The 18,856-nt window shown below is 75.7% G+C and carries 15 protein-coding genes and 1 pseudogene; 12 read left to right on the top strand and 4 right to left on the bottom strand.

Annotated elements, in window-relative coordinates:
* From AB0O40_RS20375 to bla, 10 genes are all read left to right on the top strand, one after another.
* A partial coding sequence (locus tag AB0O40_RS20375) for an NAD(P)H-dependent oxidoreductase (RefSeq protein ID WP_365043263.1) occupies positions 1-375 on the top strand: 375 nt, incomplete at its 5' end.
* Positions 376-544: 169 nt separating this feature from the next.
* On the top strand, positions 545-1,909 hold the full coding sequence (locus AB0O40_RS20370) for an alkaline phosphatase (protein ID WP_365043260.1): 1,365 nt from the start codon (positions 545-547) through the stop codon (positions 1,907-1,909).
* A gap of 240 nt (positions 1,910-2,149) precedes the next feature.
* Positions 2,150-3,220 carry a hypothetical protein gene (locus AB0O40_RS20365; protein WP_365043257.1) on the top strand — a complete coding sequence of 357 codons (1,071 nt, stop codon included), beginning with the start codon at positions 2,150-2,152 and terminating at the stop codon, positions 3,218-3,220.
* A gap of 109 nt (positions 3,221-3,329) precedes the next feature.
* Positions 3,330-5,534, top strand: a complete 2,205-nt coding sequence (locus AB0O40_RS20360; RefSeq protein ID WP_365043254.1) for a pentapeptide repeat-containing protein — start codon at positions 3,330-3,332, stop codon at positions 5,532-5,534.
* A 61-nt stretch (positions 5,535-5,595) separates the two neighbouring features.
* The gene (locus tag AB0O40_RS20355; RefSeq protein ID WP_365043251.1) at positions 5,596-7,008 is read left to right on the top strand and encodes an SWIM zinc finger family protein; all 1,413 of its coding nucleotides are present in this window, start codon (positions 5,596-5,598) and stop codon (positions 7,006-7,008) included.
* Entirely contained in the window at positions 7,005-9,623 is a 2,619-nt protein-coding gene (locus AB0O40_RS20350; RefSeq protein WP_365043248.1) for a DUF6493 family protein, read from the top strand. The genes AB0O40_RS20355 and AB0O40_RS20350 overlap by 4 nt, the downstream gene beginning before the upstream one ends.
* A 101-nt stretch (positions 9,624-9,724) precedes the next feature.
* A complete protein-coding gene (locus AB0O40_RS20345; RefSeq protein ID WP_365043245.1) occupies positions 9,725-10,339 on the top strand; it encodes a TetR/AcrR family transcriptional regulator in 615 nt (204 codons plus the stop codon).
* Positions 10,336-11,247 (top strand): SDR family oxidoreductase, encoded by a 912-nt coding sequence (locus tag AB0O40_RS20340; protein WP_365043242.1) that lies wholly within the window; start codon positions 10,336-10,338, stop codon positions 11,245-11,247. Before AB0O40_RS20345 ends, AB0O40_RS20340 begins: the two co-directional genes overlap by 4 nt.
* A gap of 117 nt (positions 11,248-11,364) precedes the next feature.
* Entirely contained in the window at positions 11,365-12,600 is a 1,236-nt protein-coding gene (locus tag AB0O40_RS20335) for a monooxygenase (protein WP_365043239.1), read from the top strand.
* A 25-nt stretch (positions 12,601-12,625) separates the two neighbouring features.
* A complete protein-coding gene (gene bla, locus AB0O40_RS20330; protein ID WP_365043236.1) occupies positions 12,626-13,537 on the top strand; it encodes a class A beta-lactamase in 912 nt (303 codons plus the stop codon).
* A 28-nt stretch (positions 13,538-13,565) separates the two neighbouring features.
* On the opposite strand, the gene AB0O40_RS20325 is transcribed toward bla, so the two are convergent.
* Positions 13,566-14,738 carry a serine hydrolase domain-containing protein gene (locus AB0O40_RS20325; RefSeq protein WP_365043233.1) on the bottom strand — a complete coding sequence of 391 codons (1,173 nt, stop codon included), beginning with the start codon at positions 14,736-14,738 and terminating at the stop codon, positions 13,566-13,568.
* 284 nt (positions 14,739-15,022) lie between these two features.
* On the opposite strand from AB0O40_RS20325, the gene AB0O40_RS20320 reads away from it, so the two are divergent.
* Positions 15,023-15,754 carry a hypothetical protein gene (locus tag AB0O40_RS20320; protein WP_365043230.1) on the top strand — a complete coding sequence of 244 codons (732 nt, stop codon included), beginning with the start codon at positions 15,023-15,025 and terminating at the stop codon, positions 15,752-15,754.
* 164 nt (positions 15,755-15,918) lie between these two features.
* Here AB0O40_RS20320 and AB0O40_RS20315 read toward each other — a convergent pair.
* Positions 15,919-16,704: pseudogene (locus AB0O40_RS20315) on the bottom strand (YihY/virulence factor BrkB family protein); the annotation flags it as partial.
* 52 nt (positions 16,705-16,756) lie between these two features.
* A complete protein-coding gene (locus AB0O40_RS20310; protein WP_365043227.1) occupies positions 16,757-17,038 on the bottom strand; it encodes a WhiB family transcriptional regulator in 282 nt (93 codons plus the stop codon).
* 192 nt (positions 17,039-17,230) lie between these two features.
* On the opposite strand from AB0O40_RS20310, the gene AB0O40_RS20305 reads away from it, so the two are divergent.
* Complete coding sequence (locus AB0O40_RS20305) at positions 17,231-17,662, top strand: ATP-binding protein (protein ID WP_365043224.1); 432 nt, start codon at positions 17,231-17,233, stop codon at positions 17,660-17,662.
* Between the two features lie 36 nt (positions 17,663-17,698).
* Here the strand turns inward: AB0O40_RS20305 and AB0O40_RS20300 are convergent, their stop codons facing one another.
* A complete protein-coding gene (locus AB0O40_RS20300; protein ID WP_365043221.1) occupies positions 17,699-18,751 on the bottom strand; it encodes a mechanosensitive ion channel domain-containing protein in 1,053 nt (350 codons plus the stop codon).
* Between the last annotated feature and the right edge of the window lie 105 nt (positions 18,752-18,856).

Genomic DNA, 18,856 nt, shown 5'->3' with positions numbered 1-18,856 from the left:
GACAAGGACGCCCTCACCGGCAAACCCGTACTCCTGGGCGCCACCGGCGGCACCGCCCGGCACTCCCTGGTCACCGAACACGCCCTGCGCCCGCTCTTCACGTACCTGCGCGCGCTCGTCCTGCCGACCGCCGTCTACGCGGCCTCCGAGGACTGGGGCGAGGACGGCCTCGCCGGACGGATCACCCGCGCGGGCACGGAGCTGGCCCGCTTCACGGCACCCGCCGGTGCCGCCCCGGCGGCCGGGGCGGACGTGGACACCGCCGCCGCGATCGCCCCCCGCTCCCTGACCGGGGCGATCACCTCCGTGGACCCGGCCGACGGCTTCCAGGTGGTCCCCTTCGCGCAGCGGCTGGCGGCCCTCCAGGTGCCCTGAGGACCGCCACTTGGGCCCCTGCGCTCCCAACAGGCCAGGTCAGCGCCGTGTGGACGTGTCCGGTCAACGCATCCTCGACTGATTATTTACCTCCGCGTCACAGTCGGCTGATGGTCTTGCGCCGCCGGACACCGAACCGGCGCGCAGGTCTCATCAAGGAGCGAAATCCATGTCCCAGTCCGTCCGTCGCCGCCTCGCCCTCGCGAGCGCCGTGGTCGCCGCCACCACCGTGGCCGTGGCCGTCACCTCCACCGCCGGTGCGTTCGACAACGCCGACAAGGCGAAGGCGGCCATCCAGAGCGGCAAGGCGAAGAACGTCATCCTCCTCATCGGTGACGGCATGGGCGACTCCGAGATCACCCTCGCCCGCGACTACACCGTCGGCGCCGACGGCCGCCTGAACATGGACAAGTTCCCGCTGACCGGCTCGTACACCACCTACGCGGTGCACGCCGACGGCACCCCCGACTACGTCACCGACTCCGCGGCCAGCGGCACCGGCTGGGCCACCGGCGTCAAGACGGTCAACGGCCGCATCTCCAAGACCCCGGGCACCGACAAGGCCGTCCCCACCCTCCTGGAGCTGGCCCAGAAGAAGGGCTACGCGACCGGCAGCGTCACCACCGCCGAGCTGACCGACGCCACCCCGGCCGTCCTCGCCTCGCACGCCACCGACCGCTCCTGCCAGGGTCCGGCCGACATGGCCAAGTGCCCGGCCGACCGGATCGCCGCCGGCGGCCCCGGCTCGATCGCCGAGCAGTCGGTCAGCCACAAGGTCGACGTCCTCTTCGGCGGTGGCCAGCAGCGCTTCGACCAGACGATCACCGACGGCCGCTACAAGGGCCTGACCGTCACCCAGAAGGCCAAGAAGCTCGGCTACCAGGTCGTCACCGACAAGAACGGCCTCCAGGGCGCCAAGGCGAACAAGCCGGTCCTCGGCCTCTTCGCCACCGGCAACGTCCCCGTCGAGTGGACCGGCAAGGCCGCCGCCGTCGGCGGCACCGACCCGCAGCGCTGCACCACCTCCAACCCGGCCCGCCCGGCCACCACGCCGAGCCTCGCGGACACCGCCGCCAAGGCGATCGAGCTGCTCGAGGCCAAGCAGAAGGCCAAGCACTCCAAGCAGGGCTTCTTCCTCCAGATCGAGGGCGCCTCGATCGACAAGCAGGACCACGCCGCCGACCCCTGCGGCCAGATCGGCGAGACCGCCGCCTTCGACCGCGCCGTCAAGCTCGCCCGCGCCTACGCGGCCAAGCACCCCGACACCCTGGTCGTCACCACCGCCGACCACGGCCACACCAGCCAGATCGTCCCGCTGGAGGCCACCCCGCCCGGCCTGTCCTCCACCCTGGTCACCAACGAGGGCCAGCAGCTGAAGGTCAACTACTCGACCAACACCCCGGGCCTGTCGCAGGAGCACACCGGCGTCCAGGTCCGCATCGCGGCCCAGGGCCCGCAGGCCTTCCGCGTCCTCGGCATCACCAACCAGACCGACCTCTTCACCACCATCAGCGAGGCCCTGCGCCTGCGCTGACCCCCGGCACACCCCTCAGGGAGCGGAAGGCCCGTCACGGCCCTCCGCTCCCTGCGGCATGTCCGGGGCACGGGTGCCCACGCCCACCGGGCGAGGGACATCGACGCGTACCTGCGCAGCGGCTGATACACGGCTGATGAGCGGGCCTCCTAGCGTTCGGAGGGCCGCCCGCCCACGGCATCCGTCCGGCCGGGCGGCCGTCGCACCGACCGCTCCCCGTGTCCCGGAAGGCCCGCCCCCATGCGCACGTCCCCCCGCCCCCGGCGCCGCCGCGTCCTGACCGCCGCGGCCGTCGCCACCCTCGCCCTGGCGACCGCCTGCGGCGGCGGCTCCGCCCCCGAGGCCGTGGTGCAGCCGCTGCGGGTGCTCGCGCAGACCGGTACCGGGCAGGCGTCGCAGCTCACCTACGACCTCGGCGACCGCGCGTACGCGCCGCCGGGCCTGTCCGGGCAGCTCACCGAGCTGCGGGCGGAGGTCACCGCGCCGCGCCGGCTGACCGGGGCCAAGCACCCCCTGGTGATGGTCCTGCACGGCTGGGGCGACGTCTGCGCCGCCGGTGACCGGCCCGACCGCCCCGCCTCCTGGCCGTGTACGAAGGGCTCCCGGCCGGTCGACAACTACCTGGGGTACGGGTACCTCGCCCAGGCCCTGGCCGCCCGGGGCTACATCGTGGTGTCCGTCTCGGCCGACGGCATCCAGGCACAGGAGAAGGACCGGGGCAACGTCGCCCGGGCCGCGCTCCTCGACAAGCACCTGGAGATGTGGCGTGACCTGGCGCAGGGCAAGGGACCCCTGAAGGCCCTGAAGCAGTTCACCGGGCACGTGGACCTGACCAGGGTCGGCACCGTCGGCCACTCCCGGGGCGGCGGCGGAGTCCTGACCCAGGCTCTGGACGGCCATAAGGGCGTCCCGGGCGTGACCCTGCGCGGCACGCTGGCGCTCGCCCCGGCCATGAACGGCATCGACACCGCGAAGGAGCACCTGACCCGGGTCCCGCTCGCCGTGCTCGCCGGGACCTGCGACGCCATGTGGGAGGACAGCAAGGTCGCGCTCACCCTGGCCGCCGGGAACCCGCACGCCGAACACCAGGACGTGACCGGCGGCAACCACAACGCCTTCAACACGGTCTGGACCCCCGGCACCGGCCCCGCCTTCGCCACCGACGACGTCGCGGTCGAACACCGCGACCGCCCCGGCGGCCGCTGCGAGAGCACCAACGGCACCGGCACCCCGAAGCGGCTGACCCCGGCCGAGCAGCAGGCCTTGGCGGTCCGGTACGCGACGCGGTTCTTCGACCGGTACCTCCGCTGACGCGGCGCCGGCCGTCGAGCGCACGGACCGCGCGCACACGGCGAATCCGGTGTGATCTCATGCCTGGTGACCATCCGTCATGAGCCGCCGACCGGGAGCCCGCCGCCGTATGAGCACGTCCTCGCCCCGCACCCCGACCGCGCCGGACTGGCCGCACTGCGGCGAGGGAGCCGATCCGGCCGGCGACCCCATAGGGTGCACCGGCATTCGTGTCCTCGGGTTCGCGGCCTGCCTGGCCCACCTGGCCGAGGGCGAACGCCGGAGGTACCTGAGGAGCCTGGCGCCGGGGGCCGCGGTCGACCACCGCGGCACACGGGTCAGTGGCCTGCTCCTGACCGGGATCCTCGATGCCCTGACGGATCCGGCCACGGGGAACGCGCGGTTCGGCGCCGCCCGGTTCGAGGAGGCCGTCTTCCCCGAAGAGGCACGCTTCTGCGATGTCCGCTTCTCGGGACGGGCCGATTTCAGCGGCGCGCAGTTCGCCGGCGCCGCCCAGTTCGACCAGGCGCAGTTCGAAGGGAGGGCGGGCTTCCGGGACACCCGGTTCGGCGGCCAGGCGGTGTTCCGGTCCGCACGGTTCCATGACGGCCTGTGGTGCGACGGGGCGGCGTTCTCCCGGCAGGCCCTGTTCGACCGGGCGGAGGTCTCGGGACCGGCCGTGTTCCGGAGCACGGAGTTCGCCCACGACGTCCGCTTCCAGGGAGCGCGCTTCTCGGACGGCGCCTACTTCGAGCGGGCCGTGTTCACCGGCGGCGACGCGAGTTTCGCCGATGCCGTGTTCGACGGCGAGGCCCTGTTCCAGCAGGCGCGCCTGGCCGACGTGGCGTTCGACAGGACGCGGTTCGGTGCCGAGGTCCGCTTCAGCCAGGCACGGTTCGAGGGGGACGCCCAGTTCGACCGGGTGCGGTTCGCCGGCGAGGCCTGGTTCGACAAGGCGCGCTTCGGTCACGCCGGTTCCTTCCTGTGGACCCGCTTCGAGGACGAAGCGTGGTTCCCTGAAACGCATTTCACCGGCCACGCCCAGTTCCACGAGACCCGGTTCGCCGGCCGGACCTCCTTCCGGGGCGTGCGCTTCGGCTCCGACGCCTGGCTCGACCGCGCCGTGTTCGCCGAGGAGGCGACTTTCGAGGAGGTGTACTTCGCGTCCTCCGGGTCGCTCGCCGAGGCCCGCTTCGCCCTGCTGCCGCGGTTCGGTCCGGTGGTGTGCCGGCAGGACCTCGACCTGTCCGGCGCGCTGTTCGAGGTACCGCTGACGCTCGAGGTCGCGGCGCGGGAGGTGCGCTGCCTGCGGACGCGGTGGGAGGCGACGGCGACGCTGCGGCTGCGGTGCGCCACCCTCGACCTGGGCCAGGCGGTGCTGTCGGCGCCGGTCGCGGTCATCGCGCACCCCGCGCCCTTCGCGGTGCGCGGCAGGACCCTGCCCGAGGGCCCGCTCGCCGGGTCGCCGGAGGTCCGGGTGGCCTCGGTCCAGGGCGTGGACGCCGCGCACCTGGTGCTCACCGACACGGACCTGACCGACTGCCTGTTCACCGGCGCCTTCCACCTCGACCAGCTCCGTCTGGAGGGCCGCTGCACCTTCGCCGGCGTCCCCACCGGCTGGCACCGGCGCGGTGCCTGGCCGGCCCGCTGGACGCGCCGCCGGACGCTGGCCGAGGAACACCACTGGCGGGCGCACCGGGCGGGCGCGCCGGTCCCGGCCGCGGGCGAGGCCCCGTCGCCCGCCGCCTGGCGCACCGGGCCCCACCACGCCGACGCCGGTCTCACCCCGGACCCGGAGGACGTGGTCGCCACCTACCGGCAGCTGCGGAAGGCGTTCGAGGACGGCAAGAACGAGCCGGGGGCGGCCGACTTCTACTACGGCGAGATGGAGATGCGCCGCCACGACCGGGCCGGCACCCCGGCCGGCGAGCGCGGTCTGCTGCACGGCTACTGGCTGCTCTCCGGCTACGGCCTGCGCGCCTCGCGCGCCCTGGGCTGGCTGGCCGCCGCGATGCTGACGACGGTCGTGCTCCTGATGGGCTTCGGCATACCGGGGGACTCCCCGAAACAGCGGGCGACCGGCACCCTCCCGGCCGCCGGGGGCCGGCTTGCCCTGACCGTCGACACGGCGGATCCGCGGAATCCGACCGGGGCGCGCTTCACCGGCAAGCGGTTCGACAAGGCCCTCGGGATCACCCTCAACTCGGTGGTGTTCCGCTCCAGCGGACAGGACCTGACCACCGCCGGCGGCTATATCGAGATGACCTCCCGGCTCCTCGAACCCACGCTCCTGGCCCTGGCGGTCCTCGCGGTCCGAGGGCGCGTCAAACGCTGACCACCGCCCGCCGCAGACCGGTCCAACGGCGTTGTCAGTGGCGGCTCGTAGCGTCTGGGGCATGACGCGAACCGCACACACCTTCGCCTACGCGGGGGCCTCCGCGCTGTCCGGGACCGGCTCCGAGCGGCTGCTCGGGCTGGAGACGGCCGGCGGCCTGACCCCGGCGGGCGCCGAGGCGCACCCGCAGTTCTTCGCCGGCTTCCTGAGCGAGCCCCAGGCCGCCGCGCGGGGGCTGCTGGCCGTCGCGGACGTCGCCGCGGCGCGCTACGTCCGGCGCACCCGGCCGAGCTCCCTCGACCCGGTGGTCACCGGCAACGGCGACCGGCTGCGCTTTGAGTCGTTCTCCGGGTGCTGCGGGGTCTACGCCCGGCTCGACGTCCTGCCCGAGGGGCTGCTCGGCGCCGACACCGGGCACGGCACCACCAACGTGGACGTCAACCACCCGCTGCGCGAGGCCCTTTCCCGGCTCACCGGCGACGACCCGCTGCACCTCCGGGTCGGCCCCGACGAGCTGGCGGTCACCACCCTCGAGGGTCCGGTCGTGGAGAAGAAGGTGCCGCTGCCCGACCGCTGGCTGCGCGGCTTCGCCGAATCCCAGGCCATCACCGCCGGGTTCGACCAGCGCGCCGAACTGCCCGCCGCCGAGGCGGTCCGCTTCCTGCGGTCGCTGCCGCGCGCCGGCGCCGGCGGAGCGGTCGGCGGCCCCCTGTGGGTGGTCCCGGCGGGCCGGACCCTGCGGCCCGCCACCCGCCCGGTGCCCGGCGCGGTCTGCCTGCCCGGCCCGGAGCGGCTGGCCGCCCTCCAGCGGGTGCTGCGGCAGGCCACCGGCCTGCGGGTGTACGGCCCGCTGCCCGACGGTCCGGCCCCCACCGCCTCCGCCTGGGAGGTCACCCTGCCCGGGATGCGGCTGACGCTGACCCTCTCCCCGGAGGCCGACCGCGGCTTCTCCGGCGAGGGCGCCGTGCTGGAGGCCCTGGCCGGTGACACCGCGGGCGAGGACGCCGAGCTGGTCGCCGTCCTGCTGGCCTGGGAGCCGCGCATCGACCCGGCCGACCTGGCCGAGCAGTCGGGCCTGCCGGTGGCCCGGGTCCGCGCCGCCCTCACCCGCCTGGGTACGGCCGGCCGGGTCGGGTACGACCTCGCCGAGGCGGCGTACTTCCACCGCGAACTGCCCTACGACGCCCGGCGCGCGGAGCGGCACAACCCGCGCCTGGCCGGCGCCCGCACCCTCCTGGCGGCGGGCGCCGTCACCTTCGACGGCCCCGCCACCGCCGTCGTCGCCTCGGGCGAACGGCACTACCGGGTACGTGAGTCGGGCGGCGCCGCCAGCTGCACCTGCCAGTGGTGGGCCGACTACCGGGGCCGCCGGGGCCCCTGCAAGCACGCCCTCGCCACCCGCATGGCCCGCCGGGCCGCAGCCCTGACCACCGCCGGCGCGCACAGCGCCACCAGCACGGGAGACGCCCGATGAGCACCGCACCCGACATCCTGGCCGTGGTCCGCACCGGCCGTACCAAGGAACTGCCCGTGCTGCTCGACCCGTTGGACCGGGCCGGTCGCCGGGAACTGCTCACCGGCCTGAAGGAGCTGCGCGCCGAGCTGCGCCGCGGCGGCTGGGAGCGCTGGCGGGAGCGCGAGCGGGCCACCCCGGCGCTGCTGGTGGCCGGCGCCGCCTGCCAGACCGGGGCCGCGGCGGTGGCGTCCTGGATCGGGGCGCGCGGCGAGAGCCGCTGGCAGCGCCGGCCGTACGACGTCCTCCTGGGCATCCTCGCGGACCGGGACCCGGCCTGGCTGGGGGACCTCGCCCACCGGCTCGCGGCCCGGCCGTCCGGTGCGGCGGTGGACTACCCGCTGATCCTGGCGCTGGTCGAGCGGGCCGGGTGCCCGATGCCCACCCCCGACGGCTGCGTCGAGGGCTGGGCGACGGCCGTGGAGGGCGCCGGCCTCCCCCTGACCGAGGCGCTGCGCCGGGCCCCGCACCTCACCGCCTTCGTCCCGAGGCTGTTCGAGACGCCCGCACCGGTGGCCGGCCTGTCCTGGCGCTGCGGTACCGAGGACCCCGACCACTGGCCCGCGGCGCTGGCGACCCTCGCCGCCGAGGGCCTGCTCGACCGCGCGGCGCTGCTGGACGGGTGCACGGCCCGCCTGGTGCGCGGCGGCGTCGCCAACCACCTCAAGCCGTACCGGGCCGTGCTGGCGGCGCTGCGGCCGACGGGGGAGGAGGAGCGGGCGCGGACCGCCGACTGGATCGCCATGACCGCCGACGCGCCGCCCGGCCTGGCCGGGTACGCCCAGCAGGTCGTGGCCCGGCTCGCCGCGGCCGGCCACCTCGCGCCCGGGCAGCTGGCCGAGATGTCCGCCGCCGTGCTCTTCCGCCCCGAGCGGAAGCTGGTGCGGGACCAACTGACCCTGCTCCGCAAGGAGCTGGCGCGGGACCCGGCCGCCGCCCCCGGGCTGCTGCCGGTCCTGGGCGAGGCCTTCGGCCACCCCGACACCGACATCCAGGAGCGCGCCCTCGAACTCGCCGCCGCCCACCTGGGCGAGGACGCGGCGCTCCGCGCCGAGCTGGCCGACCGCGCGCACCTGCTCAGCCCGGGCCACCGGGCGCGGGCCGTCGCCGTCCTCGGCGCCGACGCCGCCCCCGCGGCGGACGACGCCCCCTACCAGGAGCTGCTGCCCCCGCCCCCGCTCCCGGCCCCGCTCGCCCCCGCCCCGGCGACGGTCGAGGAGACCGTCGAGCTGGTCGCGGCCGTGGTCAACTCCCGCACCGAGAGCGCCGAGGAGTTCGAGCGGGCCCTGGACGGCCTGGTCCGGCACGCCCACCGGGACCGCGCCGCGCTGGCCGCGGCGCTGGCGCCGGCCATGGCCGGCCGGTACTGGCTCGACCCGGAGCGCCGGCACTTCCACGACGGCGACCTGCCGGGCCTGGAGCACATCGCCGCCGCCGTCCTGGACGTCCGCCCCTCCGGGCGGCGCCAACCGGCCCTGGTGACCTGGCGCAGCGACTGCCACCACAGCGACGCGGCCGAGGCCCGGCACGCCCGGCTGGTGGAGGCCGCGTGGTACATCCGCACCCGCCCGCTGCCCTTCCTGCTCGCCACGCCCACCCTGGCCTCCGGCAGCCTCGACCCGCAGGTGCTGGTGGCCCGGCTGGCCGAGTACGCCCGCCTCGGCGTCCGGCGGGCCGGCCCCGCGGACTTCGCCCAGGCCCTGCTCCGGGTCCGGCGCGATGCGGCGGCCGTGCCCGCCGCGATCGCGCTGGGCACCCCCGAGGGGGAGCGGCTGGCGGCCTGGCTCGGTGCGGCCGGCCGGCCCGCCGCGATCACCCGCCGGACCCTGTCCGCCGACGACGGGGTGTACGGCGGCGCGCCCGGCCGGGTGGTCCTGGACACCGGCGAGCGCACCGTCCTGCGCACCGGCTTCCCGCAGGTCTTCCGGTCCCTGGGCCGGGCCCGCCCGGCGGGCGGGCGCTGCTGGGACGGCCTGCCGGAGGAGGAGACGCTGCTCGCGATGTTCCCCGAGGACCGGGAGCTGCTGGCCGCCTGGGTGCTGCCGGTCCTCACCTCCTGCGCGGTGGCGGGCGCCCGGCGGGGGACCGGGGTCCTGCCGGGGCTGGCGGCCGCCGGGGGGCCGGCCGGGGAGGCCCTGCACCTCGCCGTGGCCACCGGGCTCGGTGCCCGGCACGCCGAGGACCGGCTCCAGGCGGTCGACGCGCTGCTGACCCTCGCCGCCCGCGGCGAGTTGGACACCGGGCGGCTGGGGGCCGACCTCGGCGCGCTGCTGGCGGAGGGCACCGTCAAGCCCGGCCGGCTGGCCGACGCGTTGCGCACCGCCGCCGACACCGGCGCCCATGCGACGACCTGGGCGGTGCTGGCCGGGCTGCTGCCCACGGTGCTCACCGGCGGAGCCGACCCCCGCGGCACCGGCGAGCTGCTGGCCACGGCGGCCGAGTGCGTGGAGCAGTGCGGGTCCGACGCGCCGCTGCCCGCCGGCCTCACCGAGACCGCCGCCCGCCCCGGCCGCTCCCGCCTGGCCACCCAGGCGGCCCGGCTCCGTGACGCCCTCCAGCGCTCCCAGGCCTGCTGAGACCGCCCCGTACCCAGTGGCCGCCGAACAGGCGGTTTGCGGATCGCCGTCACCTCGCCTTTAATAAATGAACAGGCATTCATTAACGCGAGGTGGCGACGATGGCACGTCCCCGAGGGGTGGACGATGCGGCGATCCTGCGGGCCGCGGCCGAGGTGATGGGACGGGTGGGCCCGGCCGGGCTCACCCTGGCCGCGGTGGCGAGCGAGGTCGGGCTGGTGCCGGGGACCCTGGCGCAGCGCTTCGGCTCCAAGCGGGGCCTGCTGCTGGCGCTCGCCGACCGGTCCGTCCAGGACGCCGGAGAGCTGATCGACCGGGTCCGGCAGGCCCACACCTCCTCGCTCGGCGCGCTGCGCGCCCTGGTGGCGGAGCTGACCGCGCCCATGACCACGCCCCGGGCCTTCGCCAACCACCTGGCGTTCCTGTGCGCGGACCTCGCCGACCCCGAGCTGTACGAGCGCGCCCTGGCCGTCCACCACGCCCAGGCGCAGGCCATCGGGGACCTCCTCGCCCAGGCCGTCGACACCGGCGAACTGCGACCCGGTACCGACCCGCCGGCGCTGACCCGCACCCTCCAGACCGTCATCGCCGGCACCGGCCTGACCTGGGCCCTGGACCGCGAGGGAGACCTCGGCCACCGGCTCGGCCGGGAACTCGACGCCGCGCTCTCCCCCCACCTGCCCACCCGCCCTGCCCACGCCCCGGAGGAATCATGACCACCGACCCCCGCCCGCTCGTCGGTCAGGTCGCCCTCGTCGCCGGAGGCACCCGGGGCGGCGGCCGGGGCATCGCCCTCGCGCTCGGCGCCGCCGGCGCGACGGTGTACGTGACCGGTCGCAGCAGCGCCGCCGGCCGCTCCGACCTGGACCGCCCCGAGACGATCGAGGAGACCGCCCGCCGGGTCACCGAGGCCGGCGGGCACGGCATCGCCGCCCGGGTCGACCACAGCCGGCCCGCCGAGGTCGAAGCGCTCGTGGCGCGGATCGCCGCCGAGCAGGACGGCCGGCTCGACGTCCTGGTCAACTCGGTCTGGGGCGGGGACCCCCTCACCGACTGGGCGCACCCCCTGTGGGAACAGGACCTCGACACCGGCTTCCGGCTGCTGCGGCAGGCCGTCGACACCCACGTCATCACCAGCCGGTACGCGCTGCCCCTGATGGTCGCGCGCCGCAGCGGGCTGGTCGTCGAGGTCACCGACGGCAACACCGCCCGCTACCGAGGCTCCTTCTTCTACGACCTCGCCAAGTCCTCGGTGATCCGCCTCGCGGTCGCCCAGGCGGCCGAACTGCGGCCGTACGGCGTCGCCGCCGTGGCCCTCACCCCCGGCTTCCTGCGCTCGGAGGCGATGCTGGACCACTTCGGCGTCACCGAGGACACCTGGCGCGAAGGCATCGCCCAGGACCCGGACTTCGCCCACTCCGAGAGCCCCGCCTACCTCGGCCGGGCCGTGGCCGCGCTGGCCGCCGACCCGGACGTGCTCGCCAAGTCCGGCCGCGCGCTGGCGACCTGGGGCCTGTACGAGGAGTACGGCTTCACCGACGCCGACGGCAGCCGCCCGGACTTCGCCGCCCACTGGGCCGCGCACCTGGTGGCCGAGCACGGCCCCCTGGGAGACCCGCTGTGACCTCCTGACCGTGCCGGAGGGGGCGGATTCCGGCCAATCCGTGTGTTCTGGGGACCGGTCGGGACGGGTCCGGCAGGATGGCGCCCGAGTACGGCGGGCGGGTGCGGAGGAGCGGGGATGCAGAGCGGCGGTACGGTCGCGGTGGTCGGCGGGTCCATCGCGGGCTGCGCGTTCGCGTCGGCGGCGGTGCGCGCCGGGGCGGAGCGGGTGGTGGTGCTCGAACGCACCGGCGGGCAGTTGTCGGACCGGGGCTTCGGCCTGTGCATCCACGACGACCGGGCCGCCGAACTGGCCGCGGCCGGCTCGCTGCCCCCGGGCATCGCGGCCCACCCGCTGACCCGGCGCCGCTGGGTGGTGCGCGACGGCGTCGAGGACGCCGGCCGGCTCTTCTGGGAGCAGCCGTTCCCCTTCCACTCGTACCACTGGGGCCTGCTCTGGCAGGGCCTGCGCGCCGCCACCCCCGCCGCGGTGTCCTACCGGCAGGGCGCGGCCGTCACCGAGGTCACCGCCGCGACCGGCACCGACCGGCCCCGGGTGACCCTCGCCGACGGCAGCGCCGAGCGGTACGACCTGGTGATCGGCGCCGACGGCTACCGCTCGGTGGTCCGCGGCGCCGTCAGCTCCGGCTCCCGGCCCCACTACGCCGGATACGTCTGCTGGCGGGGCCACTTCGACGCCCGCGCGATGGCCGGGCTCCCGGACGTCTGGCCCGCGGACTCGGTCACCACCGTCTGCTTCCCCGGCGGCAGTTGCGTCATCTACCGGATCCCCGGCCCGGCCGGCACCACCCGCGTGAACTGGGTGCTGTACGCGGTGCCGCCGCAGGACGGCACGCTGCGCTTCGACGACCCCACCAGCTTCCCGCCCGGGCACGTCACCGCCGCCTTGGCCGGGGCCCTCGCCGAGCTGCTGGAGCGGGAGTTCCCCCCGTACTGGGGCCGGCTGCTCGCCCTCACCGCCCCCGAGGACACCTTCGTCCAGCCCATCTACGACCTCGAAGCCCCCACCACCGCCGCCGGCCGGGTGCTGCTCGCCGGGGACGCCGCCACCGTGGTCCGCCCGCACAACACCAGCGGCGTGGCCAAGGCACTGCAGGACGCCACCGCCTTCGAGGACGCCTGGCGCGCCGCTGGCTCCTGGGACGACCTGGTGGCGCGGTACCAGGACGCCCGCGGGCCGGCCGGCCGCGCCCTGGTCGCGCTGGCCCGCCGGCTCGGCCACGCCCAGGTGGAACGCACCCCCGATTGGGCCGCGATGGACCCCGCCCGCACCGCCCTCTGGTGGCAGGACGTGCTGGCCGGGGCGGCCGACATCGGCGGCCAGTCCCTGACCGGCGCCCGGCCGGCCCCCTGATCGCCCACCGGAGGAGACGACCTCTTTGACCAGTGACCGAACGCCCCCGTCCCGGCGGGGGATCCTCGCCGCGGGTTCCGGAGCGACCCTGGCCGCCGCCCTGGCGACGGGCGGCACCGCCCGCGCCTGCTCCCCGGGCGAGTTCGAGGTACGGCTGCGGGACCTCGAGCGGCGACACGGGGCACGGCTGGGCGTCCACGCCCGGGACACCGGCACCGGACGGACCGTGCGCCACCGCGCGCACGAACGCTTCCCCCTCTGCTCGCTCTTCAAGACCCCGGCCGTCGCCGCGGTCCTGCGCGACCTCGACCGGGACGGCGAGTTCCTGGCCCGCCGCATCCGGTACACCGAGCAGCAGGTCCGGGACTCCGGCTACGCGCCGGTCACCGGCCTGCCGCAGCACCTCGCCGACGGCATGACCGTGGCCGGACTCTGCGCCGCCGCGATCTCCTCCAGCGACAACGCCGCGGCCAACCTCCTGCTCGAAGCGCTGGGCGGACCGGCCGCCGCCACCCGCTTCTGCCGCTCGCTGGGCGACCCAGCGACCCGGCTGGACCGCTGGGAGCCGGCCCTCAACTCCGCCGAGCCGTGGCGCACCACGGACACCACCACCCCGGAGGCCATCGGGGAGACCTACGCGCAGCTGGTGCTGGGCACCGCCCTGGAGCCCGCGGACCGGACCCGGCTCACCGGCTGGCTGCTGGCCACCACCACGGGCGCGGCGCGGCTCCGGGCCGGTCTGCCCGCCGGCTGGAGCGTCGCGGACAAGACCGGCAGCGGCAAGTTCGGCACCGGCCACGACGTCGCCGTCGTCCGCCCGCCGGGCCGGGCACCCCTGGTCCTGGCCGTCCTCACCACCAAGCCGCTGCGCGACGCCCCGCCCGACGAGGCCCTGATCGCCGAGACCGCCGCCCTGCTCGCCGCGGCCCTGGGCTGACCGGCCCGGCGGGGCGCGCCCCGGTGGTTCAGCGGCCGCCGAGGAGGGCGCAGGCGAAGTCCTCCTGGACGGTGCGGAGCCGGGCCAGCAGGGCGGGCTTGGCGGACTTGCTGGTCTGGGTGTTGATCGAGAAGGTCAGCGAGCGGCGGCCGTCCGGGGTGGTGGCGGCGAGCTGGGTGTAGCCGGGGAAGTTCCCGGTGTGGCCGTACAGGACCCCGCACCGGGTCGTGTACTGGAACACCGCAAGGCCCGCGGCGTTGGTGCCGGGTCCGGCCGGCTCCGAGGCGTCGCCGGCTCGGAAGGTCTGCTCCTTGCGGGTCTTCGCGGTCAGCAGTGTGGGGCCGGCGTAGCCGCGGATGAAGGCGCCCAGTTCCCGCGGGGTGGAGACGATGCCGCCGGAGGCCCAGACGCCCGAGGTGCCGATGGCCTCACTGATGTCCTCGGGCGCGGCCGGCGGGCTCACGTCGTAGCCGTGCAGGTAGGGCTGGGGGAGCCGGTAGCCCAGCGGCAGGCTGGTCTCGCGCAGCCCGAGCGGCCGGTACACGAGCTCCTTGAGCAGGTCCTCGTAGCGGCGGCCGGTGACGGCCTCGGCCATGAGGGCCACCGCGATGTTGTCGGAGTTGGAGTACTCGTACAGGCTGCCCGGGCGGAAGAGCAGCGGCTCGTCCGCGACGAAGCCCAGGAGCGTGCGCGGGTCGAAGACGTGGCGGGGGTCGGCCTGCAGGATCTCCAGGAAGGCCGGTGCGGCGGAGAAGTCCGGCAGGCCGCTGGTGTGCTGGAGGAGCTGGCGCAGGGTCACCGCGTGCCAGGCGGCGGGCTGGCCGGGCAGCACCTCGCCGATGGTGTCGTCGAGGGTGAGGGCGCCCTGGTCGACCAGCCGGAGCGCGACCGCCCCGCTGAAGGCCTTGGCGATGCTGGCGATGCGCATGTGGTCGTCGAGCCGGGGCGGGCGGCCGGTCGCCAGGTCGCCGACCCCCGAGGTGAAGACCTGGGGCTTGCCGTCCCGGGTGAGCACGGCGATCGCCCCGGGCGGTCCGTCGGCCTGGGCGACGAGCAGGTCCAGCTGCCGTTGCAGACGCCGCGCGGGGGAGGGGTGCCCGCCGTCGGGACCGGCCGCCTGCGCGGGCGGCAGCAGCCCCCCGATCGCGACGGCGGCGAGGGCGGCGGCGGACAGCGCGGCGCGCAGGGTGCGGGTGGGCACGGAGGTCTCCCGGGGTGCGGTGGACCGGCCGGTGGGGGCCTGCCGGTACTGCCTGCCTAGCAGCGGGACGGACCGGCCGGCCGGGCGACGCGCACGGCCGGGGCCGGTCGGCGGACGGGTACGCCCCCGCACGGGGCGTGTCGCGCGGGGCGGCCCACCGGCGTGTCGCCGGTGTCCGGCTCGAATGCGGCCGGACCCCGCCCGCCGCGCGGCAGTCGGGTGCGGGCCCGCGGCCGCGGGTGCGTAGGCTCGGCCTCGGCGCGATCCACGACGAGGAGGATTCCATGAACCCCGCCGGCGAAGACCCGCAGCAGCTGGACTCGGGCAGTCTCCTCAATGCGAGGGCGACGCTCGTGCAGCTCCTCGGCCGGGCGGGGGTCTCCCCGGGCGGTGCCGAGGAGCTGATCGGGCTGGTGGAGGCCGGGGTGTTCGCCGTCGCCTACCGGGAGGTCGACGCCGCCGAGCGGACCGCCCCCGGTGAGAAGGGCGAGCTGTACGCGGCGGGCTGGCTGGACGGCGCCCGCGCCGTCGCCGACGAACTCGGCGGCATCGCCGAACGCGCCCTGCGCCAGGTCGTCGGCGCCGACCCGGCGGAGGAGTCACCGGACGCCCGGCCGCGGGTGCGGAAGATGGAGGTGGAGCGGGCGAGCGTCGCGGTCACCCCGCTGTACCTGGCGTTCAGCGTGGTCTCGGACCTGGACCCGGAGGTCTCCGAGCAGGTGCTCACCGCGGTCCTGGCGACCATGACGGCCCGTCAGCGCGACGGGTACCCGGGCCGGCTCGCGCAGTTCGCCGAGGCCCACCGCGGGCGTCTGGAGGGCCTGTACGCGCAGTACGGGCCCAGCAGCGACATCGCGATCCACGGCCGCTACTCGCTGCTGCACTCGCCGACCAGCGTGGCCGTCCTGGAACGGCTGGTCACGGAACCGGCGGCGCTGCGCCGGGCGTGGGACACCGCCGAACTGCCGCCCGCCTGGCTCGACGGACTGGCCGCCACCTGGGAGGAGCACGCCTGAGGCGCGGCCCGCACGGCGGGGGACGGCCGTCAGCCGCCGTCGTCGCGGCGCGCCCCGGGGAGGACGCCGGCGGCGGGGGCGGCCGGGTCCGGGCTCAGGTCGTGCCCCGGCGGGTCGCGGTCGGCGTCCGGCTGTGTCGCGTACCGGCGGGCCGCGCGTTCGCGTTCGGCGTCCAGTTCCAGCCCGAGCAGGATCGCCAGGTTCGTGATCCACAGCCAGACCAGGAAGACGATCACCCCGGCGAGGGTGCCGTAGGTCTTGTTGTACGAGCCGAAGTGCGCCGCGTACACGGCGAAGCCGGCCGAGGCGGCCAGCCAGATCAGCAGGGCGAGCAGGCTGCCGGGGGTGACCCATTTGAAGGCCCGGTCGCCGGCGTCCGGCGCGGCCCAGTACAGCAGGGCGGTCATGAAGGTCACCAGCAGGGCCAGGACGGGCCACTTGGCGATCGACCAGACCGTCACGGCCGTGTCCCCGGCCCCCAGGGCCGCCCCGGCTCGGCGGGCCAGCGTGCCGGTGAACACCACGATCACCGCCCCGGTGCCGGCCAGCGCCATCAGGACCAGGGTCAGCACCAGCCGGAGCCGGGTGAGCCGCCAGAACGGCCGCTCCTCCGTCAGGTCGTAGACGGCGTTCGCGGACCGGATGAAGGCCCCGACGTACCCCGAGGCGGACCACAGCGCCACCAGCAGGCCGGCGACGGCCAGGACCGAACCGGTGCCGCTGCTCGCCCGGAGCTGGTCCAGGGCGCTCTGGACGACGTCCCGCGCCGAGGCGGGGACGAGCTGCGGCAGGTCGTCCAGGAGGCTGCCGGCGGCGCCCCCGCCCGTGAGGCCCAGCAGGGAGACGAGGACTAGCAGGGCCGGGAACAGGCCCAGTACGCCGTAGTAGGTCAATGCGGCAGCGCGATCGGGCAGTTCGTCGTCCGCGAACTCGCGGACCGTCCGGCGCAGGAAGGCCCGCCAGGCCGAGGCCTCTCTGCGAGCGCGCCGTCGGTGCCGGGGCTCAGCTCGCGACGCGCGTGTACAGGGCACGGCGTTCCGCCTCGGTCAGTCCGCCCCACACGCCGTACGGTTCCTGGGTGCGCAGCGCGTGGCGCAGGCACTCCACCTGGACCGGGCACAGCGCGCAGACCTCCTTGGCCGCCTCCTCGCGGTCCGTGCGGTCCTCGCCGCGCTCGCCGGCCGGATGGAAGAACCGGTCCGTGCCGAGATTGCGGCACGCGGCCCGCTCCTGCCACGTCCAGTGGTGTTCCGCCCGGCCGGGCAGCCGTGTCAGGTTCGCCATGTGCCCTCTCCCCTCGATGCGTTGGCGGGTCCTTCGCCGCTCTGTCCCTCGTCTGACCCCGATGTCTGTTCCAAAACCCCTCCGTTCGTGGACGGGGGCGGGAGCGCGCCCCGGCATGCCGGTGCCCGGTGCGGGTACGCGCGGACAGCACGGATCCGTACGGATCTGCGCGGACGTCAGGCGAAGGGCCAGGTGAGGAAGTTGAAGCTGCAAGCGGTGGGCTGGGCGCGGTCGTTCCCGGTGCGCAAGGGTGCGCGGGCGGCCCGCGAGTGGACCTCCTGGCACCTGTCGGCGCTGCCCTGGACCCGGCAGGCGCCGGACACCGTGCACTCGGTGCTGCTGACCGTCTCCGAGCTGGTGACCAATGCGCACCTGCACGCCGCGAGCACGGCGCAGCTGGTGCTCACCTGGGACGGCGGCTGCCTGCACGTCAGCGTGGCGGACGCCGACCCGCGGCTGCCGATGCCCCGGGAGGCCGACCGGATGGCGACCTCGGGGCGCGGGCTGGGCATCGTCGCGGCGCTGGCCGACAGCTGGGACGTGCACGCCTGGCACGGCGGGAAGGCGATCACCGCCTGCTTCCGCCCGCCGGGGAGCACCGGCGGGCACGGCGGCCCCGGGTAGGCCGCACCGCCGGCGCGGCCTACCCGGGGCGCGGGGTCAGGCTTCCTGCGGTCCGGCGACCGCGGGGGAGGTGGCCACCCGCGGCAGGGCGTACGGGTGCTTCTCGGCGAGCCAGCCCACCAGCCGCTCGCGCACGTCGCAGCGGACGGTCCACAGGTCGTCGGGGTCCTTGGCGGTGACCACGGCCCGCAGGACGACGGTGTGGGGGGTGGTGTCGGTGACCGCGAGGCTCCAGCCGCGGCCGTCCCAGGCCTCGCAGCCGTCGAGGACCTGCTTGAGCTGCTCGCGGATCAGCGGCACGGGGGCCCGGTGGTCGCAGTGCAGGAAGACGGTGCCGGTCATCTGGATCCCGCCGCGGGACCAGTTCTCGAAGGGCTTGCCGGTGAAGTAGGAGACCGGCATGGTGATGCGGCGCTCGTCCCAGGTGCGGACCGCGAGGAAGGTCAGGGTGACCTCCTCGACCACGCCCCACTCGCCGTCGACCACGACGGTGTCGCCGATCCGGACCATGTCGCCGAAGGCGATCTGGAAGCCGGCGAAGAGGTTGCCGAGGGTGGACTGGGCGGCGACGCCCGCGACGATGCCGATGATGCCCGCCGAGGCCAGCATCGAGGTGCCGACGGCCCGGAAGTCGGGGAAGGTGAGGAGCATCACGGCCGCGGCCACCACCGCCACGACGGCTGTGACGATCCTCATGATGAGCGTGACCTGGGTGCGGACGCGGCGGACCCGGGAGGGGTCGCGGGTGCCGGTGGCGTAGCGGGCGTAGGAGGACTCGACCACGGCGGAGGCGAGGCGCACCACGAACCACGCGCTGGCGCCGACGGTCACCAGGGTGAGGGCCTGGCCGGCGGCGGCCTGGTGCTCCTCCAGCGGCCGCCAGCCGATCTGCCGGTACGAGCCGCGCAGCAGCGCGGTCAGCAGCAGGAGCCGGAAGGGCAGCCGGCAGCGGCGCAGCATGTGCCACAGGGGGGTCTCGGGGTGGCGGTCGTCCACGCGTCGCATCAGCAGGTCGACCAGGGCGCCGGCCGCCGCGGTCAGCAGGAGGGATCCGCCGACGACGGCCAGCAGTCGCAGAAGGCTGTTCATGACTCCTCGAGGTGGGTCGGGAACGGGGCCGCTGGGACCGCATCCGGACGGGCCGTGACGGCACACCGAGGGTGATCACGCAGCACCGGGCGGTCATGGCGACCG

This window comes from Streptomyces sp. NPDC089919, from assembly GCF_040684615.1.
GTDB lineage: Bacteria > Actinomycetota > Actinomycetes > Streptomycetales > Streptomycetaceae > Streptomyces.
The sequence above is the reverse complement of the archived record's forward strand: the minus strand, read 5'-3'. Positions and strand labels throughout refer to the sequence as shown.